Consider the following 23,284-nt stretch of genomic DNA (forward strand, 5'->3'; position numbering starts at 1 on the left):
GAAAGCTCCTGGAGGTCTCGGGGTGGACAGCCATGACCGTAACCGCGCGGTGGCGACCGGCGCACGGTTCCTCTTCGGTCAACTCCTGCGGAAAACGAAGCGCGGGGCCCGACGGGTTCCGGGCAAGGTGGACCCCGGGCCGATTTCCGGGGGCGGTCGCCGCCCTGTGGATGAGCGGGTCCGCAGTCGGCCCTTACCGGCAGGCGCGGCCTCGGAATCGCTCATTCACGGTTTTCCCAGGGACGCGAGGGGTGTGAGCGCAGCGTGAGCGGCGCGGCGGTGAACGACAATGGCACGGTGCGCTACGGAATTCTCGGCACCACCCAGGCCGGCCGGGCCGACGGCACCCCCGTCGCCCTCGGCGGCGCACGTCTGCGCGCCCTGCTCGCCGCCCTCGCGCTGCGGCCGGGGCGGGCGCTGACCACGAGCGTCCTGATCGCCGACGTCTGGGGCATGGACCCGCCCGCGGACGCGGCCGGCGCGCTGCAGGCCCTGGTCGGCAGGCTCCGTCGAGCCCTCGGTCACACCGCGGTCGCCTCGGTCGACGGCGGCTACCGCCTGTGCGCCGAGCCCGAGGCCGTGGACCTGCACCGTTTCGAACGGCTCGCGGCGGAGGGCGGCCTGGCGCTGGCCGCCGATCCGGCCCGTGCCGCCGCCCTCCTCGACGAGGCGCTGGCACTCTGGCGCGGCCCCGCCCTGGCCGACCTCCCCGACGCGAGCGTGGAGGCAGCTCGCGTCGAGAGCCGCCGGCTGGACGCCCGCCGCACCCGGCTCGCCGCCGACCTGGCCCTCGGCCGGGCCGGCCACGCCCTGCCCACCCTCGCCGCCCTGTGCCAGGACCATCCGCTGGACGAGCCGCTCCAGGCCCTGCGGCTGCGCGCGCTGCGCGACGCCGGCCGCACGGCCGAGGCGCTCGCCGCCTACGAGGACATACGCAGCGACCTCGCCGGGCGCCTGGGCGCCGATCCCGGCCCGGAGCTCCGCGCCCTGCACGCCGAGCTGCTGGGCCCGCCGCCGGGCCGACGGCACGCTCCGGGGCAGGCCGCGGCCGCCGGCCCGGGTAACGGCGCAGGGCCGGACGCCGAAGCGCCGGGGGCGGGCACTGCCGCTCACCGGCCCCCGTACGGTCCCTCTGCCTTCGCCCCGGCCGCGTACGAGTCCGCGCACGGCCCCACCGCCTACGACCCGGTCGCGGACCCGGCAGGCCCGGACCCGGCCGACCACGGCGCATCCCGCCCGGCTCCCGCCCTGGACCCCCGTGCCCCGTTCCGTCCCGGCAACCTCCGGGCCCGGCAGACCTCCTTCGTCGGCCGCGAAGCGGACCTCGCCGCGATCCGCGCGGACCTCGCCGCACACCGGCTGGTGACCCTGCTGGGTCCCGGCGGCGCGGGGAAGACCAGGCTGTCGCAGGAGGGCGCGGAAGCCGCCGCGGCCGTCGCCCCCGACGCATGGCCGCACGGCGTCTGGCTCGCCGAGCTCGCGCCGGTGGACGATCCGCAGACCGTGGCCGAGGCGGTGCTCACCGCACTCGGTGCCCGGGAGACCGTCGTCCGCGGCACCACAGCGGAGGGCCTACGGGCCGCCACCGACCCGACCGCCCTGGATCCGCTGGCCCGCCTCGCCGAGCACTGCGCGGGCCGCCGGATGCTGCTGGTGCTCGACAACTGCGAGCATGTGATCGGGGCCGCAGCGGCCCTCGCCGAGCGGCTGCTCGCCGAATGCCCCGGCGTGACGGTGCTGGCCACGAGCCGCGAGCCGCTGGCCGTACCGGGCGAGGTGCTGCGGCCCGTCGGACCGCTGCCCGACCCGGTCGCCCTGCGCCTGCTCGCCGACCGCGGGGCCGCCGCCCGCCCCGGTTTCCGCGTCGACGACGACCCGGCGGCGTGCGCCGAGATCTGCCGGCGGCTGGACGGCCTGCCGCTCGCCGTCGAACTCGCCGCGGCCCGCCTCCGGATGCTCTCCCCGCGGCAACTGGCCGACCGGCTCGACGACCGTTTCCGGCTGCTGACGAGCGGCAGCCGCACCCTGCTGCCCCGGCAGCAGACCCTGCGCGCGGTGGTCGACTGGTCCTGGGACCTGACCGACGAGTCCGAGCGCGCCGTGCTGCGCCGGCTGTCCGTCTTCGCCGGTGGCTGCGATCTGACCGCCGCGGAAGAGGTCTGCGCCGGCGACGGCGTCGACGCCCGCGATGTGGCGTCGCTGCTCGGTTCGCTGATCGACAAGTCGCTGGTGGTGGCGGCGCCCGCGCCCGGGGGACAGATGCGCTACCGGCTGCTGGAGACCGTCGGGGAGTACGCCGGCGAGCGGCTCGACGAGGCGGCGGAGCGGGCCGACGCGGAACGGCGCCACCTCGTCTCCTACCGCGAACTGGCCCGCACCACCGACCCGTTGCTGCGCGGACCACGCCAGGGCCCCTGCATGGAGCGGCTGGAGCTGGAGCACGACAATCTGCGGACGGCGCTGCGCCGTGCCGTCGTCGCCGGCGAGGAGCACGAGGCGCTGTGCCTGGTGCTGTCCCTGCAGTGGTTCTGGTTCCTGCGCGACCATCGCAGCGACGCCCACTCCTGGTCGGCGGCGGCCGCCGCGCTGGGCCCCAATCCCTTCGCGCCGCCCGTCACCCCCGCTCCCGATCTGTCCGAGCGGCCCATCGACAAACCGCCGCCGATGGACCCCGAACAGCTCCAGGAGGCCCGCCGCGAGGTCCGGCTGGTCGCCCTCGCCAGCGTCGACAGTGACATCGAGGCGCTGCGGGAGCCCAAGATGCAGGAGGAGCTGACGGGTATCCTCGCCGCCTACCGCAGCGGGATGCCGCAGACCTGCAAGGTGCCGGGCGTCATGTGGCACTACGCGGTGCTGATCAACGGGGACTACGAGCAGTTGGCGCATCTGATCGACACCACCATCGAAGCCTGCCGCGACCTCGGCCACGACTGGGAGCTCGCGTTCGTCCTGCAGCTGCGCTCCAAGGTTCTCAACGACCACCCCGGCGGGCTGGAGATGGCGACCGCGGACGCCGACGAGGCCCTGCGGATCTTCCTGCGGATCGGCGATGCGTGGGGCGCGGCCGAGGCGCTCTCGGGCCGTGGCGAGGCCCGTGAGAAGCGGGGGGAGTACGTGCTCGCCGCGCGGGACTACCGCGCCGCGATGGTCCACGCCGAGGAGCTGGGGGCGCACGGCCAGACCCTGATGCTGCGCACCCGGCTGGGCGGCGTGCTGATCGAGGACGGCCAGGACGAGGCCGGCGAGCGGATGCTGCGCGACGTACTGGCGCTGGCCGAGGGCCGGCACAGCGGGCGTGACACCGTCCCCTTCGCGCGGATGGCGCTCGCCATGTGGCTGGGTGTCTCGGGGCGTATCGCGGAGGCCCGCGGCGAACTGCGCGCGGTGCGCGATCTGCTGGGGCCGAGGGCCCCCGATCTGTTCGTCGGGATCATCGAATCCTCGCTGCTCTCGCTGGACATCGACGAGGGGCGGACCGACGAGGCACTGCTGCCGGAGTTCCGGGCGGCCATGGACCTGGTGCAGGACATGCTGACGAAGATCGTCGCGCCGGAACTCCCGGTCATCCAACTCCTCACCGCGGCACGCGTGTTGATGGCGGCCCGGGGGGAGGGCGGAGGGGCTGACGCGGCCCGGCTGCTGGGTGCGTACGACGCTCTGCGGGGGCGCTCGCACGCCCAGACGAGGAGCGTGCGCGCGGACCGGGTCCGTACCGAGGTCACCGCGCGGGCGCTGCTGGGCGACGCGGAGTACGACCGTGCGTACGCCGAAGGCGGTGGTCTCTCCTTGGAAGAGGCCACCGCCCTCATCTAGGCAGCCGTACGGGCGGTCATCGGGTGCCTCCTGGGGCGGTGCCCAGGGCGGCGCGGAGGAGCGCGAAGCACGCCGGGCAGTCGGCCCGATCGGGTGCCGGCAGCACCCGGGGCCCGGGCCGCGCCTCTCGGACCACCCGGGGGTCCGGGTTGATCCGAACGGCACGGCCTGGGCGGGCGGGCTCAGGTCTTGTTGCGGAACTTCGCGACCGCCAGCGGCATGGTCACCGCCGTGATGGCGACCGCCCAGCCGAGGGTGACCAGGGTGGGGTGGGCGACGGCTCCCTGTCCGTTGATCAGGGCACGCGCCGCGTCGGCCAGGTTGGAGAGCGGGTTGACCTGGGTGAACCCCTCCAGCCAGCCGGGCATCGACTTCGTCGGCGCGAAGATCGACGAGCCGAACTGGAGCGGCATCAGCACCAGCATCGCCACGCCCTGCACCGCCTGCGGGGTCTTCATCGCGAGCCCCAGCAGGATGAAGATCCACATCAGCGCGGCGCCGAAGGCCGTGGACAGCACGATCGCGCCCAGGAATTCGAGGATGCCGCCCTTGATCTCCAGGCCCAGCAGGAAGCCCATGCCCAGCAGGATCGCGGTGGCGATCAGCATCCGGCCGACCTCGACGACGATCTTGGCTATCAGCACCGAGGACCGGGCGATGGGCATGGTCCGGAAGCGGTCCATGACGCCCTTGCGGAAGTCCTCGTTGACGCCCGTGCCCACCGCCATGGCGATGTTCATGCCCATCATCGCCATCATGCCGGGCACCAGATACTGCACGTAGTCCTGCTGGTTGCCCTTGCCCGCGATGGCGCCGCCGAAGACATAGACGAACAGCAGGATGAAGATGACCGGCATCAGCAGGGCGTCGAACATCGACTCCGGGTCCTGCTTGATCTGCAGGGCGTTGCGCCGCACCAGCGCGCCGATGTGCCGCAGGTTGGCGCGGACGCCGATCCGGCCCTCGTCGGCGCCCGGCTTGATGCGTGGCGCCGTCATCGTCGCGGCACTCATGCCGATACCTCCGCGTACTGCTGGTCGTGGGTGTCGCCGGCGTCGGTGCCGGCCTCGGCCTCGGACTCGGAGGTCTTCTGGCCGGTGATGGCCAGGAACACCTCGTCCAGGCTGGGCAGATGGGTGCTGATCCCGGCGAGCCGGAAGTCCCGTTGCCCGAGCAGGTTGACCACGGCGGTCAGCTGCTCGTCGCTGATGATCGGTACGTTGACCACACCCCCGTCGTGGTCGGCGGTGGCGCCGGCGATGCCGTCCAGGCCGGACTGCGCGAGGGCACCGACCATCCGGTCCAGCTCGCCGGAGTCCGTCGGCCGGATCTGCAGGGTGCGGCCGCCGACCTTGGCCTTGAGCTCGTCGACCTTGCCCTCGGCGATCACCCGGCCGCGGTCGATGACCGTCAGCTCGTTCGCCAACTGCTCGGCCTCTTCCATGTACTGGGTGGTGAGCAGCACGGTCGCGCCCTCGCGGACCATCCGCTGGACCTCCTCCCACACCTCGTTGCGGGTGCGGGGGTCCAGACCGGTGGTGGGCTCGTCCAGATACAGCACCGACGGCTGCCCGATCATCGAGGCGGCGAGGTCCAGACGGCGGCGCATGCCACCGCTGTACTTGGCGGCGGGCCGCTTGGCGGCTTCGGTCAGCGAGAACCGCTCCAGCATCTCGTCCGCGCGCCGGCGGGCGTCCTTGCGGGACAGATCGAGCAGCCGCCCGATCATGTAGAGGTTCTCCCAGCCGGAGAGCTTCTCGTCGACCGAGGCGTACTGCCCGGTCAGGCCGATCGTGCGGCGCAGCGCGCGGGGCTGGCGCACCACGTCGTAGCCGGCCACGAAGGCGCTGCCGGCGTCCGGGACGAGCAGGGTGGAAAGGCAGCGTACGAGCGTCGTCTTGCCGGCGCCGTTGGGGCCCAGCACACCGAGTACGGTGCCTTCCCGCACGTCCAGGTCCACCCCGTCGACGGCCTTGACGTCGCCGAAGTGCTTGACCAGGCCGCGCACCTCCACGGCGTTGCCGCCCTTGGTGGTTATCGTCGTCTTTCGCGTCATGCCGCCAAAGATGTCAGCCGCCACTGACAACGCACCGACAAGCCACCGACAGGCCGCCGACAGGGCCTCCGCCGCCGCGCCCGACGCCCGCCCCGAACGCCCCCCACGGAACGGTCGGACGACGCGAACGGCGGCCGGAACGATTGCGTTCCGGCCGCCGTTCGTGGCCTGGACCCCGGGGGGACAGGGCCCAGGCGTCAGTGGGCGGAGGCTCCGCTCCCGCCTAGTGGAAGGTGTGCTCCTCGGCCGGGAAGGCGCCGCCGACGACGTCCTCCGCGAACGCCTTGGCCGCGCCGCCCAGCAGCTCCCGCAGCTGGAGGTACTGCTTGACGAAGCGCGGCACGCGGCCCGCGGTGATACCGGCCATGTCGGTCCACACGAGCACCTGAGCGTCGCAGTCCAGGCCCGCGCCGATGCCGACGGTCGGGATGTACAGCGAGCGGGTCACCTCGGCGGCCAGCTCGGCCGGTACGGCTTCCAGGACGACGGCGAACGCCCCGGCGTCCTGGACCGCCTTGGCGTCCCGCAGCAGCTGCTGGGCGGCCTCCTCGCCGCGACCCTGCACCGGGTAGCCGCCGTAGGCGTTGACGGACTGCGGGGTCAGGCCGACATGCGCCATCACCGGGATGCCGGACGACACCAGCAGCTCCACCTGCTCCGCGGAGCGTTCACCGCCCTCCAGCTTGACGGCGCCCACGCCGGCTTCCTTGACCAGCCGGGTGGCGTTGCGCAGGGCCTGGACCGGGCCTTCCTGGTACGAGCCGAAGGGCAGGTCGCCGACGATCAGGGCGCGCTTGGTGCCCCGTACGACGGCGGCCGAAAGCAGGGTGATCTCGTCCATCGTGACCGGCACGGTGGATTCGTAGCCGAGGTGGCAGTTGCCCATCGAGTCACCGACGAGGAGGACGGGGATCCCGGCCTCGTCGAAGACGGATGCGGTCATGGCGTCATAGGCGGTGAGCATCGGCCACTTCTCGCCGCGCTGCTTGGCCGCGGCGATGTCACGGACCGTGATGCGGCGCGAGCTCGTACCGCCGTACAGCGACTTGCTGCTGTCCGTGGGGGGCTTCGGCGCGGACGGGGACCCCTCGGCCGGCTTCTGGGCAGGCGAAAGCTGCGTCATGGTGACGGCTCCTGTTCGTCATCTCGAGGCGCCCTGACGGCGTCCCCGGACCGCTTCCATGCTGGCACGCGATGCGCGCGAGGGAAAGGGGGCCGTGAACCGGTCTTCACCGATACGAGACGGGCCCGTATCGTAAAGGCGTATGGTGGTGTCATGGCCACCACCACGCCGGGCGAAACCGCCTCACGCCGCGTCCCCGAACACGTCCACCGTCGCCGCTGGGCGATCCTCTCCGTCCTCATGCTCAGCCTGCTGATCGTGGTGCTGGACAACTCCATCCTCAACGTCGCCATGAAGACGATCGCGACCCCGGCCCCCACCGGCCTGGGCGCCACCCAGAGCGAGCTGGAGTGGGCGATCAACTCCTACACGCTCGTCTTCGCGGGGCTGCTCTTCACCGCCGGGCTCCTCGGCGACCGACTGGGGCGCAAGAAGGTGCTGCTGTTCGGCCTGGCGGTCTTCGGCGCGGGTTCGGTCCTCGCCGCGGTCGCCGGCTCGCCCGCCGAGCTGGTGGCCTTCCGCGCCGTGATGGGCCTGGGCGGCGCCTTCGTCATGCCCGCCACCCTCGCCATCTTGATGAACGTCTTCGAGCGGGACGAGCAGCCCAGGGCGATCGGGATCTGGGCCGGCGGCGTGGGTCTGGCCATCGCCATCGGCCCGATAGCGGGCGGGCTGCTGCTCGACCACTTCTGGTGGGGCTCGGTCTTCCTCGTCAACGTCCCGATCGTGCTGATCGCGCTGGTCGCGATGGTCTTCCTGGTGCCCGACTCCAAGGACCCGAGCCCGGGCCGACTGGACCCGGTCGGCGTCCTGCTGTCCGTCGTCGGGCTGGTGCTGCTGGTCTACGGGATCATCCGGGGCGGCCAGCTCGCCGACTTCACCGACCCGCAGGTGCTCGCGGCGTCCCTGGGCGGCCTCGCCGTGCTGACCGGCTTCGTGCTGCACCAGAAGCACAGCGATCACCCGTCCATCGACATCGGCTACTTCCGCAAGCCCGCGTTCTCGGCGGCCGTCGCCGCCATAGCCCTGGTCTTCTTCGCGCTGATGGGCGTCACGTTCTTCATCGTCTTCTACGTCCAGAGCGTGCGGGGCTACACCCCGCTCCAGGCCGGGCTGCTGATCCTGCCGCTGGCGGCCGCCCAGATGATCTTCTCGCCGCGGGCCCGGCACGTCGTGGACCGCTTCGGCGCCCGCGCCGTGTGCACCGTCGGCATGCTGCTGGTCGCCGTCACCATGACCGGCATGCTGCTGCTCGACACCGACACCCCCATTTGGGTGCTGGAGGTGCTGTTCTTCATCCAGGGCACCGGCATGGCGCACATCATGCCGCCGGTCACCGTCTCGATCATGCAGTCCCTGCCCCGGGAGAAGGCCGGCTCCGGCTCCGCCCTGAACAACACCTTCCGGCAGGTCGGCGGCACCCTCGGCGTCGCCGTCCTCGGCTCGCTGCTGTCCACCACCTACCGGAACGGCATCCAGGGCACGCTCGACGACCTGCCCGGCGTCCCCGCCGCCGCCCGGCACGCGGCCGGCGAGTCCATCGAGGCGACCCTCGGCCTCGCCGACCGCATGGGCCCCGCCGGGCGGGAACTGGTCGGCGCCGCCCGGGACGCCTTCGTGCACGCCATGCATGTCACCGCCCTCGGCTCCGCCGGGACCGCGCTGGTGGGCGCCGTGGTGGTGGCGGCGTTCCTGCCCGGCAAAATGGCACCGGCGCCGCGTGCGGCGGAGCCGCAGGAAGAGCGAAAGGCGGGCGCACGACGATGAGCCGGGCGGCGGGAGACTCCGAGGCGGCGGCGCCGGACGCGCGAACGGGGCCGGTGGCCCCCGAGCGCCGCGGCAGACCGCGCAGCGCCGCGGCCGACACCGCCATCATCGAGGCCGTGCTCCGCCTGATCGAGAACGGCGCCTCCATCGGCGAGTTGTCGATGGAGGGCATCGCCCGCGAGGCCGGTGTGGGCAAGGCCACCGTCTACCGCCGCTGGCCGGGCAAGAGCGCCCTGATGCTCGACGTCATGCGGTCGCTGGACACGCCGAGCCCGCCGCCCGCCGGTCTATCCGTACGCGAGGACCTGATCCTCCTGCTGGAGTTCCTGCGCCGGCGCGGCCTGGCCAAGCGCAACTCCGCGCTGCTGCGCACCGTCGTCAGCCATGTGCAGGCCCAGCCGGAGCTGTGGGCCGAATACCACGAGACGGTCGTGCGGGCCCGCCACGAGGCGCTGCTCGCCGTGCTCCGGCGGGGTATGGCGAACGGCGAGATCCGCACCGACCACGACATCGAGACGGTCGCCGACCTCTTCGTCGGCCCGATGCTGGCCCGCGCCATCCTGCACGAGTGGAAGGAGCTTCCCGACGGTCTCGCCGAGGAGATCGTCGACATGGTGCTGGAGGGCGTACGTCCCGAGCCGGCCGGCTGACGGCCGCCCGGGCGTGCGGTGTTGACGCCCGGGCAGACCCGGCGCCCGCTGCCGAAGGCCGCGTGGCGCCGCCCGCGGGCGGGCCGGAGATGACGGGACCGTGCCCGTTCTGTCACAGCCGCCCTCCGGGCCCCGCGGGCCGGAACCCCTACCCGTCGCCCCACCGTCCTCACTTCTAAGAAAAAGCGTTACGGACCATCGCCTAGGGTCGAAGACCACAGGTGAGGCACACCGGAGCAAGGCAGTGAGGACAGCGGAAATGGCGCAGGCATACATGACGGAGCCGGGGCAGGGCCAGGGGCCCGATCGGACCGGTTCCCGCGTCGGGCGCCTGCTGAACTGGTGGCGTCCGGAAGGGATGTGGCGGCGCGGCATCGTGCTCGCGGTGCTCGCCGTGCTGCTCGGGCTGCTGATGGTGCTGCACGCCAAGATCCCCAACGCCGTGGGGAACATGGGCAGTCTGCTGGAGACCTTCCTGCCGTGGCTGGGTCTCGGCGTTCCGCTGCTGCTGATCGCCGCGGTGCTGCGGCGCTCGGCGACCGCGCTCGTCGCCCTGCTGCTGCCGGTCGTCGCCTGGGTCAATCTCTTCGGCGGTCTCCTCACCGACAAGTCGGCCACCGGCGGCAACCTCACCGTCGCCACGCACAACGTCGACGCCGGCAACTCCGATCCGGCCGCCACCGCGCGGGACGTCGCGGCGTCCGGCGCCGACGTGGTGGCCCTGGAGGAGCTGACTCCCGCCGCGCTGCCCACCTACCGGCGGGAGCTGGCCAAGACCTTCCGCTACCACGCGGTGGAGGGCACGGTCGGGATCTGGAGCAAGCGCCCGCTGGCCGATGCCGCGCCGGTGGACATCAAGATGGGCTGGACCCGGGCGCTGCGCGCCACCGTCACCGCGGCCGACGGCCAACAGTTCGCCGTCTACGTCGCGCATCTGCCGTCGGTGCGGGTCAAGGTCGAGGCGGGCTTCACCGCCAACCAGCGCGACGGCAGTGCCCGGGCGCTCGGCGAGGCGATCGCCGCCGACCCGGTGCGCAAGGTGATGCTGCTCGGTGACCTGAACGGCACCATGAACGACCGCTCGCTGGCCCCGGTCACCTCGCAGATGCGCTCCGCGCAGGGTGCGGCGGGCGACGGGTTCGGCTTCAGCTGGCCCGCCGGGTTCGCGATGGCCAGGATCGACCAGATCATGATGAAGGGGATGGATCCGGTGGCGGCGTGGACGATGCCGGCCACGGGCAGCGATCACCTTCCGATCGCGGCGTCGGTCAAGGTCTGACCCGGGGGAGGGGCGGCGTGCCCCGCAGGTGCCGCGGCCGGATCCGGCGTGCGCTGCGGGGCCGGGGAGCGGTTGCGGGGCGGTACGACTTCGGCTCGTAACGTCCCGTTCCCGGGATGGAATACTTGGGCTGAGAGACTTTGTTCCGCTAGAGAACTTACTGTCCTCGCGGCCGCATGCCCGACCGTGCGCGCTTCCCCTCGTTCCTGGAAAGGTTTTCCATGCCCTTGGCTCTGCTCGCTCTCGCGATCTCGGCCTTCGGTATCGGCACCACGGAATTCGTGATGATGGGCCTGCTGCCCAACGTCGCGGAGGATCTGGGCACCTCCGTGCCCACCGCCGGCTACCTCGTCTCCGCCTATGCTCTCGGCGTCGTCATAGGCGCCCCGCTCCTGACCGCCCTCGGCTCCCGCATCCCGCGCAAGCGGATGCTCGTCCTGCTCATGGCGGTCTTCACGGTCGGCAACCTCGCCTCCTCGCTGGCCCCCGGCTTCGGCACCCTGATCGCCGGCCGGCTGCTGGCCGGACTCCCGCACGGCGCGTTCTTCGGCGTCGGTGCGGTGGTCGCCGCCCGGCTGGTGCGCGAGGGCCGGCAGGCCCGCGCGGTCGCCACGATGTTCCTCGGTCTGACCGTCGCCAACATCGTCGGGGTGCCCGCAGCGACGCTGCTCGGCCAGCACCTCGGCTGGCGCGCGACCTTCCTCGTCGTGGCCGCCATCGGCCTCGTCGCGATGGCCGCCCTGGCCAAGTTGATCCCGCCGCTGCCGGCCGACGAGCGCACCGGCCTGGGCCGCGAGCTGCGCGCACTGGGCAACCGCCAGGTGCTGCTCGGCCTGCTCACCACGGTCTTCGGGTTCGCCGGGATCTTCGCCGTCTACAGCTATCTCGCGTCGATGATGACCGAGGTCACCGGCTTCTCCGAGACCTCGGTGACGGTCGTGCTCGCCCTCTTCGGTATCGGGATGACGCTCGGTGCGCTCGTCGCGGGCCCGCTGACCGACCGGGCGCTGCGGCCCACCCTGTACGGGTCGTTGGCGGCGCTCACCGTCGTCCTGGCCGTCTTCCACTTCACCGCCGAGGTGAAGTGGGCGGCCCTGGTCTCCGTCGTCCTGATCGGCGCCGTCGGCTTCATGACCACCACTCCGCTGCAGATGCTGGTCATGAACAAGGCCCAGCAGGCGCCGACCCTGGCGGCCGCCTCCAACCAGTCCGCCTTCAACCTCGCCAACGCGGGCGGGGCCTGGGTCGGCGGGCTGGCCCTGGCCGCGGGCTGGGGCTGGACCTCCCCGACGCTGGTCGGCGCGCTGCTCGCGGCCGTCGGCCTGATCGTCGCCGTCGCGGCCGGCCTCCTGGACCGCGGCGCCCGGGACTCCTCCCGGATCGTGGCCCGCGGCGCGCAGGCGGACGCCGCCACGGACGCCGGGGCGCACACCGACACCGCGGCGGCGTCGAAGAGCCTCGGCTGAACCCAGGCGCTGCGCCGGCGGGGACACCACAGGGGCGCCGTGGCCCGAGGGGTCACGGCGCCCCTTGCCGCACCCGGGTACCGGGCGGGGTCCCGTCAGGAGCCCTCACGCCAGCGATTGGTGATCGGCAGGCGGCGGTCCTTGCCGAACCCCTTGGCGGAGATCTTGGTGCCCGGCGGGTACTGCCGGCGCTTGTACTCGGCGTGGTCGACCATCCGCAGCACCCGGGTCACCAGCTCCTCGTCGAAGCCCTGCGCCACGATCTCGTCGTGGCCCCGGTCGCGGTCGACATACAGCTCCAGCACGCGGTCCAAAACGTCGTAGTCCGGCAGCGAATCGGTGTCGACCTGGCCCGGGCGCAGCTCCGCGCTGGGTGGCTTGGTGAGGGTGTTCTCCGGGATCGGCGGCGTCTCGCCGCGCTCGGCGGCGGCCTGGTTGCGCCGGTGGGCCAGCTGGTAGACCACGGTCTTGTAGACGTCCTTGATCGGTCCGTACGCGCCCACCGAGTCGCCGTAGAGCGTGGAATAGCCGCACGCCAGCTCGGACTTGTTGCCCGGCGCGAGCACCAGGTGACCCTCCTGGTTGGAGATCGCCATCAGTGTCGTCCCGCGCAGCCGCGACTGCAGGTTCTCCTCGGCGAGCCCGGTCAGCCGCAGCGCGTCCATGTAGACGTCGAACATGGGCGCGATGGGCACGGTGCGCAGCGACAGGCCGGTGCGGCGGGCCAGTTCGGCCGCGTCGGTGAGCGAGTGCTCCGAGGAGTAGCGCGAGGGCATCGCGACGGCGTGCACATGCTCCGCGCCCAGCGCGTCACAGGCGATCGTGGCGACCAGCGCGGAGTCGATCCCTCCGGACAGCCCCAGGACCACGCTCTGGAAGCCGTTCTTGGCGACGTAGGCGCGCAGCCCCACGACCAGCGCCGTGTAGATCTCGTCCAGCGCCGACAGCCGTTCCGCCGGTCCGCCGGGCACCTCGGGCGGGTAGTCCGGCAGCGGGTCGGCGGACAGCACGACGTGTTCGACGCGGAGCCCGTCGTCCAGCACACCCGACAACGGCGCGTCGGCCGCGGCCGGCAGCTCCAGGTCGACCAGCACGCAGGTCTCGGCGAACTGCGGGGCCCGCGCGATCACCCGGCCGTCCTTGTCGACGACGATCGAGTCGCCGTCGAAGACCAGCTCGTCCTGCCCGCCGGTCATCGCCAGATAGGCAGTGGTGCAGCCCGCCTCCCGGGCCCGCCTGCGCACCAGTTCCAGGCGGGTGTCGTCCTTGTCGCGCTCGTAGGGCGAGGCGTTGACGGACACCAGCAGTCCGGCGCCCGCGCTGCGGGTCGCCGGCACCCGGCCGCCCTCCTGCCACAGGTCCTCGCAGATGGCGAGCGCGACATCGACGCCGTGCACCCGCACGACGGGCAGCGTGTCGCCTGGGACGAAGTAGCGGAACTCGTCGAAGACGCCGTAGTTGGGCAGATGGTGCTTGGCGAAGGTCAGTGCCACCTCGCCGCGGTGCAGTACGGCGGCGGCGTTCTGCGGCGAGCCCGCTGGGAGCCCGTAGCGCGGCCGGTCCTGCGCGCAGCGGTCGAGGTAGCCGACGATCACCGGGAGATCGCCCAGGCCCTCGTCGGCCAGCCGGCGGGCCAGCGCGCCCAGCGCGGTGCGGCTGGCCTCGACGAACGACGAGCGCAGCGCCAGGTCCTCGACGGGGTAGCCGGTCAGGGCCATCTCGGGGAACGCGACGAGGTGCGCGCCCTGGTCGGCGGCCTGTCGGGTCCGGTGCACGATCGTCTCGGCGTTCCCGGCGAGGTCGCCGACGCAGGAGTCGATCTGTTGGAGGGCGAGACGAAGTTGAGGCACCTCGCCAGTCTAATCGTCTTTCTGACGCAATGGGGTCCTGGTCGTGAACGGCGAGTGTCGTGGCGGCCCGGTGGCGGCCCGCCGGAGGGGTCGGCGGTCTACCCCTGTGGGGTATGGGTCAAGCGTTGCGGGCCGGCCGCACGGAGGCCGGGGGCGCGAGGAAAGGGGGTGTCCAACAGTGGGTCAACAAGGCGCCGGTTATCGCTCAAGAGTGCGCCAAGCCCCCCGATTGCCACCCCCGGTCGCGCTGAACGCGCGTCGGGCGGGAAGGATCGGGTCGGGGGTAACGGCCCGACGGTTCTGCATCAGGCCAAGGGTGCGTAATGTGACGGTAACCCCCTCACGTGATACTGGTGTGCCACGCCGCGTTTGCCCACGAGCGTGGACAGGCCGATTGACCTGCAAGGATTGGTGACCCATGGACAAGCAGCAGGAGTTTGTGCTCCGAACGCTCGAGGAGCGCGATATCCGCTTCGTACGGCTGTGGTTCACCGACGTACTCGGGTTCCTCAAGTCCGTGGCCGTCGCCCCGGCGGAGCTGGAGCAGGCCTTCGACGAAGGCATCGGCTTCGACGGCTCCGCCATCGAGGGTTTCGCCCGTGTGTACGAGTCCGACATGATCGCGAAGCCGGACCCCGGAACCTTCCAGATCCTGCCGTGGCGGGCCGAGGCACCCGGCACCGCCCGGATGTTCTGCGACATCCTGATGCCGGACGGCTCCCCCTCGTACGCCGACCCGCGCTACGTGCTCAAGCGCATCCTGGCCAAGACCTCCGACCTCGGGTTCACCTTCTACACCCACCCCGAGATCGAGTTCTTCCTGCTCAAGGACAAGCCCGTCGACGGCCAGCGGCCGACGCCCGGCGACTCCTCGGGCTACTTCGACCACACCCCGCAGAACGTCGGCATGGACTTCCGCCGGCAGGCCATCACGATGCTGGAGTCGATGGGCATCTCGGTGGAGTTCAGCCACCACGAGGGCGCGCCCGGCCAGCAGGAGATCGACCTGCGCTACGCCGACGCGCTCTCCACCGCCGACAACATCATGACCTTCCGCCTCGTCATGAAGCAGGTCGCGCTGGAGCAGGGCGTGCAGGCCACGTTCATGCCCAAGCCGTTCTCGGAGTTCCCCGGCTCCGGCATGCACACCCACCTCTCGCTCTTCGAGGGCGACCGCAACGCCTTCCACGAGTCCGGCTCGGAGTACCAGCTCTCCAAGGTGGGCCGCTCCTTCATCGCCGGCCTCCTGCGGCACGCCGGTGAGATCTCCGCCGTCACCAACCAGTGGGTCAACTCCTACAAGCGCATCTGGGGCGGCGCCAACCGCACCGCCGGCGCCGGCGGTGAGGCCCCCTCCTACATCTGCTGGGGCCACAACAACCGCTCCGCGCTGATCCGCGTCCCGATGTACAAGCCCGGCAAGATGGGCTCCACCCGGGTCGAGGTCCGGTCGATCGACTCCGGCGCCAACCCGTACCTGACGTACGCGGTGCTGCTCGCCGCCGGCCTGAAGGGCATCGAGGAGGGCTACGAGCTCCCGGCCGGCGCCGACGACGACGTCTGGGCACTGTCGGACTCCGAGCGCCGCGCGATGGGCATCGAGCCGCTGCCGCAGAACCTGGGCGAGGCCATCGACCTGATGGAGCGCAGCGAGCTGGTCGCCGAGACCCTCGGCGAGCACGTCTTCGACTTCTTCCTCCGCAACAAGAAGCAGGAATGGGAGGAGTACCGCTCCGAGGTCACCGCCTTCGAGCTGCGCAAGATGCTGCCCGTGCTGTAGAGAGTCCGACGCACCCCGCGGAGCGTGCACGCTCCGCGGGGCGTCACCGAGAGGCTGCACCATGGCACTACCCGCTCCGCAGGGACGGCGGAGCAGCGCCTTCACCCGGCTGCTGAGGCACGGTTTCACCGACCCCTCGGCGGCAGGGCAGCTGCTCGACGCCCCCGAGTTCGCCGCGGTACGCGACGACTCGGTCCTGCTCGAAGCGCTCGGGGCCACCGCCGACCCCGATCTCGCGCTGCTCGGCCTGGCCCGGCTGGTGGAGGCCCAGGCCCCGGACGACCAGCAGGCGCTGCTGAGCACGATCGTTTCGGCGAAGCCGGTGCGCGACCGGCTGCTGGGAGTGCTGGGTGCCTCCGAGGCCCTCGGCGACCATCTCGCCCGGCATCCGCACGACTGGCAGTCGCTGATCACCTACGAGTCGGTCGATCTGCACCCCACCACTCCCGAGTTCGAACAGGCGCTGGCCGAGGGGATCTGGGGCGAGGGCGCGGACCGCTCGCGTGCGGACGCGCTGCGCGTCGCCTACCGCAGGGCGCTGCTGGGCATCGCCGCCCGCGACGTGTGCGGGACGACCGATGTCGCGGAGGCCGCCGCCGAGCTGGCGGACCTCGCCACCGCCACGGTGCGCGCGGCCCTGGAGATCGCCCACGAGGAGCAGCCGGAGGACGTCGCCTGCTGCCGGCTCTCCGTCATCGGCATGGGCAAGTGCGGTGGCCGCGAGCTGAACTACGTCTCGGACGTGGACGTCATCTTCGTCGCCGAGGCGAAGGACGGCGTCGAGGAGGCCAAGGCGGTTCAGGCCGCGACGCGGCTCGCCGCCCGGATGATGCGCCTGTGCTCCGACGTCACGGCCGAGGGCACCATCTGGCCGGTGGACGCCAATCTGCGTCCCGAGGGCCGCAACGGCCCGCTGGTGCGGACGCTGAGCAGCCACCTCGCCTACTACCAGCGATGGGCCAAGACCTGGGAGTTCCAGGCGCTGCTCAAGGCCCGCCCGATGGCCGGCGACATGGAGCTGGGGCAGGAGTACGTCGACGCCCTCGCACCCATGGTGTGGCAGGTCTCCGAACGCGAGAACTTCGTCGTAGACGTGCGCCAGATGCGCCGCCGGGTCGTGGCGAACATCCCCGCCGCCCAGGTCGACCGGGAGCTCAAGCTCGGACCCGGCGGTCTGCGCGATGTCGAATTCGCCGTCCAGCTGCTCCAGTTGGTGCACGGCCGCAGCGATGCCACGCTCCGCAGCGCGACGACGCTCGACGCCCTGGGCGCGCTCGCGGCGGGCGGCTACGTCGGGCGCCAGGACGCCGCCGCCCTGGACGCCGCCTACCGCTTCCTGCGCACCCTGGAGCACCGCATCCAGCTGTTCCGGATGCGCCGGACGCATCTGATGCCGGAGGCCGAGGCCGATCTGCGGCGCCTGGCGCGCTCGCTCGGCCTGCGCACCGAACCGGTGGAGACGCTGCGCCGGGAGTGGCGCTGGCATGCCCGTGAGGTGCGCCGGCTGCACGAGAAGCTCTTCTACCGGCCGCTGCTGGACGCCGTCGCGCATCTGGAGCCCGGCGAGACCCGGCTGTCCGCGAAGGCCGCGGGACAGCGGCTGGAAGCACTCGGCTACGCCGACCCGGTGGCCGCGCTGCGGCACCTGGAGGCACTGTCGTCCGGGGTGACGCGCAAGGCCGCCATCCAGCGGACGCTGCTGCCGGTACTGCTGTCCTGGTTCGCCGACTCCGCCGACCCGGACGCCGGACTGCTCAACTTCCGCAAGGTCTCCGACGCCCTGGGCAAGACTCCCTGGTATCTGCGGCTGCTCCGCGACGAGGGCGCGGCCGCAGAGAACCTCGCCCGGGTACTGTCCGCCGGGCGACTCGCCCCCGACCTGCTGCTGCGCGCCCCCGAGGCGGTGGCGCTGCTCGGTGCGTCCGACGGGCTCCAGCCGCGGAGCAGGGCCGCGCTGGAGCAGGAGGTGCTGGCGGCAGTGGGCCGCGCGGAGGGCGCGGAGGCGGGCGTCGCGGTGGCCCGAGGGGTGCGCAGGCGTGAGCTGTTCCGCACCGCCGCCGCCGACATCATCGGCGCGTACGGCACCGAGGGCACCCCGGCGGAGGAGGACCACGGCCACGCCATCGACGTCGTCGGCTCAGCCGTCTCCGATCTCAACGCCGCCACGCTCGCCGGCGCCCTGCGTGCCGCGGTCCGCGACCGGTGGGGCGACACCCTGCCCACCCGCTTCGCGGTGATCGGCATGGGCCGCTTCGGCGGCCACGAGCTGAGCTACGGCTCGGACGCCGATGTGCTGTTCGTGCACGAACCCCGCGAGGGCGCCGACGAGCACGAGGCCGCCAAGGCCGCCCAGGCAGTCGCCAACGAGATGCGCCGGCTGCTCGAACTCCCCTCCTCCGACCCGCCGTTGCCGATCGATGCCGATCTGCGCCCGGAGGGCAGGTCGGGTCCGCTGGTGCGCACCCTCGCCTCCTACGGCGCCTACTACCGGCGCTGGTCGCTGGTCTGGGAGTCGCAGGCGCTGCTGCGCGCCGAACCGGTCGCCGGGGACATGGAGTTGGGGCAGCGGTTCATCGAGCTGATCGACCCGCTGCGCTATCCGGCCGAGGGCCTCGGTGAGGACGCGGTCCGCGAGATCCGCCGGCTCAAGGCCCGTATGGAGTCCGAGCGGCTGCCGCGCGGTGCCGACCCGACCACCCACGCCAAGCTGGGGCGCGGCGGTCTGAGCGACGTCGAATGGACGGTACAGCTGCTCCAGATGCGGCACGGCTGGGAGATCCCCGGGCTGCGCACGACCCGCACCCGCGAGGCGCTGGCGGCCGCACACGCCGCCGAGCTGATCGGCACCGAGGACGCCGCGACGCTGGACGAGGCATGGGTGCTGGCGGCGCGGGTGCGCAACGCCGTGATGCTGGTGCGCGGCCGCCCCGGCGACACCTTCCCGGTGGACGGCCGCGAGCTGGCGGCGGTCGGCCGCTACCTCGGCTACGAGGAAGGCCACGTCGGGGAGATGCTCGACGACTACCGCCGGATCACCCGGCGGGCGCGCGGCGTGGTGGAGGAACTCTTCTACAAGGGGTGAGCGCCGGGGCGCAGGTCACGCCGACGGGTCGCCCCGGCCGCCCTCGCCCCGATTGCCGCCCCCGCCGTCCGCCGGCTCCCGCTGCTTGCCCAGCTCTGCCCGTACGCGTTCCATGACGCCGGCGAGCGACAGCTCGAAGGCGTGGTCCGCGCGGTCGGGGCCGGCGGCGGCCAGTGCGTGCGCCAGCCGGGGTGCGTCGGCCTCCTCGGTCTCCCACATGGTCTCCGGGGCGGCCAGATCCAGTGCGGAGCCCAGCACCACGTTCTCCAGCGCCGCGATCACCGCAATGACGTCGGACGGGGCGAAGCCGGCGTCCAGCAGCAGCCCGGCCGCCTGCTCGTACTGGGCGATCACTTTCGGGGCGCGCACCGGTGAGGTGGTGAGCAGCGGGATGGCGCGCGGGTGGGCGGCGAAGGCGGCGCGGTAGGAGCGCGCCCAGGACTCCAGCGCCGTGTCCCAGCGGGCGGCGTCCAGCGACGAGGTGTCGATGGCATCGGCCACCCGCTCCCGCAGCAGCTCGATCACCCCGGCCCGGCCCTCGACATGGTGGTACACCGAGGCGGTCTGCACCCCGAGGGCCCTGGCGATCTGCGGGACGCTGAACTCGCCCTGCTCGTCGACGAGTCGCAGCGCCGTCGCGGCGATCCGCGCCCGGTCGAGCAGCGGCTTGCGCGGCCTGCCCATGTCGTCACTCCCACCCGTGAGGTCTTCCCGAATCGTACGGGCGGGGGTTACATTGCAAAAACCGAAAGGCTTTAGGTTTCTGCTTCAGGTTCCCGCCGTGGCCCCGCCGCCCCGCCGTGCCATCCGTACACGCGCCGGGCCGGCCGTCGCCCGGCGTCCCCGCTCCCCGCCGCAGAAGGGCACCAGCGCCATGGCCGTAGAGCCCGAGACCCGCGACGGGTCGCGTACGCGACCGTCCGGCCCACCCGGTCCCGCCGACCGCCCCGCTCCCTCCGACCCGACCGCACCGGCCACGCCGCAGCAGCCCGCCGGGCTGCGCCGCGCCACCCTCGGCGTCGCGGACATCGCCTTCTTCGTCATCTCCGCCGCGGCCCCGCTCACCGTGATGGCCGGGGTCGCCCCGCTCGCCATCGGTATCGGCGGTCTCGGCGCCCCCGTCGGCTACCTGCTCGCCGGCGCCACCCTCGCCCTCTTCGCGGTCGGCTTCACGACCATGACGCGGCACGTGTGCAACGGCGGCGGTTTCTACGCCTACATCACCCGCGGCCTCGGCCGCCCGGCCGGCTTCGGCGCCGCCACCGTGGCCCTGCTCGCCTACAACGGCATGCAGATCGGCGTCTACGGGCTGCTCGCCACCGGCACCCAGGACGCTCTCGAAGCGCTCTGGGGTGTCCACGTCCCCTGGCCGCCCATCGCCGTGGCGGGCGTCTTCGTCATCTGGTTCCTCGGCTACCGCAGCATCGACTTCGGGGCCAAGGTGCTCGGCGTACTGCTGGTCGCCGAGACCGGCATCCTGGTCCTGCTCGCCGGGGGAGTGCTGTTGCGCGGCGGGGCGGAGGGCCTCGCGCCCGACTCCTTCACCCCCGGCAACGTCCTGGTGCCGGGCACCGGCGCGGTCCTGGCCTTCGCCTTCGCCGCCTTCACCGGATTCGAATCCACCGCCATCTACCGCCGCGAGGCCCGCGATCCGTCGCGCACCATCCCGCGCGCCACCTACATCGCGGTCGCCTTCCTCGGCCTCTTCTACGCCTTCACCGTCTGGATCGTCATCCAGGCGTTCGGCGCCGACGGCGTCATCCGGGCCGCCACCTCCGACCCGGCCGGGCTGTTCTTCACCGCCACCACCGAGTACGTCGGCAGCTGGGCCGCCGATCTGATGCACGTCTTCATCGTCACCAGCATCCTCGCCTCCCAACTGGCCTTCCACAACGCGATCAACCGCTACGGCCTCGCGCTGTCCCAGGAAGGCGTGCTGCCCGCCGCGCTCGGCCGGATCCACCCACGCCACCGCTCGCCGTACCTGGCCGGAGCGGTGCAGAGCGCCGTGGCGCTGGTCATCGTCATCGGCTTCGCGGCGGTCGGCGCTGACCCCTACCAGCAGCTGCTGTTGTGGATGAACACCCCGGGAATGCTGGGCCTGTTGGCGCTCCAGGCGGTCACGGCCGTCGCCGTGCCCTGCTATTTCATGCGCTTCGCCCACCGCGAGGGCGCGCTGCGCACCGTGGTCGCGCCGATCGCCGCCACCGTGCTGATGCTCGGCGCCCTGTGGCTGGTCATCGCCAAGATCGACCTGATGACGGGGGCACCCTTCGCCACCAACACCGCGCTGGTGCTGACCGTTCCCGCCGCCTTCGTCCTCGGTCTCCTCCTCGCCCGCCGCGTCCGCCGCACCCGGCCCGAGGTCTACGCGGGCTTCGCCGCGGAACCGGCGGAGGAGCGGGACACACCGCACGAAGCACGGGACGCGGCGTCCCGGCCGGAGCTCGTGGGCGAGGCCCCCGCCGGTCCGGGCGCCGGGCGGCCCGCTCCCTGACCCACCGCGCCGCCCAACCCGTCGCTGTCCGACTCGCGAATCACCGCGCCCCACCAGCACCACCTCACCTCAAGGAGCCCTCGTGCCGTCCGCCTCCACAGCCCTCACCGCCGCCGACACCGTGCTGACCGGGGCGCGGGTACGCACCCTCGATCCGGAGCGGCCCCGGGCCGAGGCCGTCGCCGTCAAGGACGGCCGGATCGTCGCGGTGGGCGACGAGCGGGACGTACGGGACTGGCGGGGCGCGGCGACCGAGATCGTCGACCTGGCCGGGGCCACCCTGACCCCCGGGCTGGTCGACGGGCACAGTCACCCCGTCTGGGGCGTCGAGATGGCCACCGGCCTCGACCTCTCCGGCTGCCGCGACCTCGACGGCCTGCGCACCGCACTCGCCTCGGCGGCTCGCGCCCTGCCGCCCGGCGGCTGGGTGACCGGCTGGGGCCTGGACCACAACGTCTTCGGCGACCGCCCCGTCCACCGGGACCTGATCGAGGAATCGCTCGGTGGCGCCCCCGGATTCATCCGCCTCTACGACGGTCATTCGGCGCTGGCCTCCGGCCGTGCGCTGGAGGCCGCGGGCGTCACGGGGCCGCGGGAGTTCGCCCAACGGGCCAGCATCGTCTGCGACGCGGCGGGACGTCCCACCGGGCATCTGGTCGAACACGCCGCCATGAACCTGCTGTTGCCCGTCATACCGCGCCCCTCGGCGGCCGACCGCCGGGCCCGGCTGCTCGGGCTGCTGGGCGAGATGGCCGCCAACGGCCTGACCGGCGCCCATGTCATGGATCTGGAGGACGCCGACGCCCCGGAGCTGCTGGCCGCCATCGAGGCGGACGGCGAACTCCCCCTGCGGCTGCGGCTCGCCCCCTGGTGCATGCCGGGCGTCGGCGAGGAGGAGCTCGGCCATCTCGTCGAGTTGCAGCGGCTGCGCGGCCGGCACTGGCAGGTCGGCGGAGTGAAGTTCTTCATGGACGGCACCGTGGAGGGCGGCACGGCCTGGCTGGAGCACGCCGACTGCCACGGCCAGGGCACCGCCGCTTTCTGGCCCGACCCGGCCGCCTACACCCACGCCGTGCACCATCTCGCGCGGGCCGGCATCCGCACGGCCACCCACGCCATCGGCGACGCCGCTGTACGGCACGTCCTGGACACCATCGAGCTGCTCGGCGGGGAACCGGCGGCCGGCCCGCACCGGCACCGCATCGAGCACATCGAGACGGTGCCGGACGGGCAGCTGCCGAGGTTCGCCCGGCTCGGCGTGGTGGCCTCGATGCAGCCCACCCACACCGCCTACACCCGCGCCGACCACACCGACGCCTGGTCGCTGCGGGTCGGTGCGGAACGCGCCGGGCGGGCCTGGCGCTGCCGCGATCTGCGCGAAGCGGGCGCGGTGCTCGTCCTGGGGTCGGACTGGCCCATCGCGCACCACGACCCGCGCCAGGTCCTGGCCACGGCCCGGCTGCGGCGCCCCGCGGGCGAGCACGACATCACCCCGGTCACCCCGGAGCAGGCCCTCACCGGCCTGATGGCCCTGGAGGGCCTCACCTCGCACGCGGCGCTGGCGGCGGGCGAGGAGGCCGAGGCCGGCCGTATCGCCCCCGGCTACCGGGCCGACCTCACGGCCCTGGCCGTGGACCCGGTGACCGCACCGGCGGACGAGGTGGGCACGGCTCCCGTGCGGCTGACCATGACCGGCGGCCATGTGACCCACCGGTCGTCGTAGCCACCGCGGGTGGCCGCGCCAACCGGCTGATCATCGGGTGCGGTTGACGGCCCGGGGCGGGATCCGCTGCTCGCCCCGGGCAACCGATTTCCGGCTGCGGGAGGGGCCACGGGCCGAATAGATATACATGCGGCCCATCTACGCCGACTACTCCGATCGGGTGACGCCGACGGCTCCCGCGCACCCGGTCCCCGGTCC

At 72.7% G+C, this 23,284-nt stretch carries 14 protein-coding genes; 9 read left to right on the forward strand and 5 right to left on the reverse strand.

The window, feature by feature from the left end; all coding sequences use genetic code 11:
• Window positions 1-264: 264 nt before the first annotated feature.
• On the forward strand, window positions 265-3,813 hold the full coding sequence (locus ACGFZW_RS07770; protein WP_393892138.1) for a BTAD domain-containing putative transcriptional regulator: 3,549 nt from the start codon (window positions 265-267) through the stop codon (window positions 3,811-3,813).
• Between the two features lie 182 nt (window positions 3,814-3,995).
• Here ACGFZW_RS07770 and ACGFZW_RS07775 read toward each other — a convergent pair whose 3' ends face one another.
• The 3 genes from ACGFZW_RS07775 to panB all read right to left on the reverse strand — a co-directional run bounded on the left by ACGFZW_RS07775 (window position 3,996) and on the right by panB (window position 6,992).
• Window positions 3,996-4,826 (reverse strand): ABC transporter permease, encoded by an 831-nt coding sequence (locus ACGFZW_RS07775; RefSeq protein WP_393892139.1) that lies wholly within the window; start codon window positions 4,824-4,826, stop codon window positions 3,996-3,998.
• A complete protein-coding gene (locus ACGFZW_RS07780; RefSeq protein WP_393892140.1) occupies window positions 4,823-5,869 on the reverse strand; it encodes an ATP-binding cassette domain-containing protein in 1,047 nt (348 codons plus the stop codon). The genes ACGFZW_RS07775 and ACGFZW_RS07780 overlap by 4 nt, the downstream gene beginning before the upstream one ends.
• Before the next feature lie 223 nt (window positions 5,870-6,092).
• On the reverse strand, window positions 6,093-6,992 hold the full coding sequence (gene panB / locus ACGFZW_RS07785; RefSeq protein ID WP_393892141.1) for a 3-methyl-2-oxobutanoate hydroxymethyltransferase: 900 nt from the start codon (window positions 6,990-6,992) through the stop codon (window positions 6,093-6,095).
• 153 nt (window positions 6,993-7,145) lie between these two features.
• Between panB and ACGFZW_RS07790 the strand changes: the two genes are divergently transcribed.
• The 4 genes from ACGFZW_RS07790 (at window position 7,146) to ACGFZW_RS07805 (ending at window position 12,154) form a co-directional block, all read left to right on the forward strand.
• Window positions 7,146-8,759 carry an MFS transporter gene (locus ACGFZW_RS07790; protein WP_393892142.1) on the forward strand — a complete coding sequence of 538 codons (1,614 nt, stop codon included), beginning with the start codon at window positions 7,146-7,148 and terminating at the stop codon, window positions 8,757-8,759.
• Window positions 8,756-9,409, forward strand: coding sequence for a TetR/AcrR family transcriptional regulator (locus tag ACGFZW_RS07795; RefSeq protein WP_393892143.1), 654 nt, complete (start codon window positions 8,756-8,758; stop codon window positions 9,407-9,409). Before ACGFZW_RS07790 ends, ACGFZW_RS07795 begins: the two co-directional genes overlap by 4 nt.
• A gap of 358 nt (window positions 9,410-9,767) precedes the next feature.
• Window positions 9,768-10,688, forward strand: coding sequence for an endonuclease/exonuclease/phosphatase family protein (locus ACGFZW_RS07800; protein ID WP_393892371.1), 921 nt, complete (start codon window positions 9,768-9,770; stop codon window positions 10,686-10,688).
• A 221-nt stretch (window positions 10,689-10,909) separates the two neighbouring features.
• Window positions 10,910-12,154: an MFS transporter gene (locus tag ACGFZW_RS07805; RefSeq protein WP_393892144.1), complete on the forward strand. Its 1,245-nt coding sequence runs from the start codon at window positions 10,910-10,912 to the stop codon at window positions 12,152-12,154.
• Between the two features lie 95 nt (window positions 12,155-12,249).
• Here ACGFZW_RS07805 and ACGFZW_RS07810 read toward each other — a convergent pair whose 3' ends face one another.
• Window positions 12,250-14,004, reverse strand: a complete 1,755-nt coding sequence (locus tag ACGFZW_RS07810; RefSeq protein ID WP_393892145.1) for an NAD+ synthase — start codon at window positions 14,002-14,004, stop codon at window positions 12,250-12,252.
• A gap of 418 nt (window positions 14,005-14,422) precedes the next feature.
• Between ACGFZW_RS07810 and ACGFZW_RS07815 the strand changes: the two genes are divergently transcribed.
• Window positions 14,423-15,784, forward strand: coding sequence for a glutamine synthetase family protein (locus ACGFZW_RS07815; protein ID WP_393892146.1), 1,362 nt, complete (start codon window positions 14,423-14,425; stop codon window positions 15,782-15,784).
• Window positions 15,785-15,845: 61 nt separating this feature from the next.
• Entirely contained in the window at window positions 15,846-18,866 is a 3,021-nt protein-coding gene (locus ACGFZW_RS07820) for a bifunctional [glutamine synthetase] adenylyltransferase/[glutamine synthetase]-adenylyl-L-tyrosine phosphorylase (protein ID WP_393892147.1), read from the forward strand.
• 15 nt (window positions 18,867-18,881) lie between these two features.
• Here the strand turns inward: ACGFZW_RS07820 and ACGFZW_RS07825 are convergent, their stop codons facing one another.
• Complete coding sequence (locus ACGFZW_RS07825; protein WP_393892148.1) at window positions 18,882-19,550, reverse strand: TetR/AcrR family transcriptional regulator C-terminal domain-containing protein; 669 nt, start codon at window positions 19,548-19,550, stop codon at window positions 18,882-18,884.
• Between the two features lie 190 nt (window positions 19,551-19,740).
• Here ACGFZW_RS07825 and ACGFZW_RS07830 point away from each other — a divergent pair, with 190 nt between their 5' ends.
• Window positions 19,741-21,363, forward strand: coding sequence for an APC family permease (locus ACGFZW_RS07830; protein WP_393892149.1), 1,623 nt, complete (start codon window positions 19,741-19,743; stop codon window positions 21,361-21,363).
• 82 nt (window positions 21,364-21,445) lie between these two features.
• Window positions 21,446-23,086, forward strand: a complete 1,641-nt coding sequence (locus ACGFZW_RS07835) for an amidohydrolase (RefSeq protein ID WP_393892150.1) — start codon at window positions 21,446-21,448, stop codon at window positions 23,084-23,086.
• The last annotated feature ends 198 nt before the right edge of the window (window positions 23,087-23,284 follow it).

The sequence above is a fragment of the Streptomyces sp. NPDC048248 genome, from assembly GCF_043201875.1.
Taxonomy (GTDB): Bacteria; Actinomycetota; Actinomycetes; order Streptomycetales; family Streptomycetaceae; genus Streptomyces.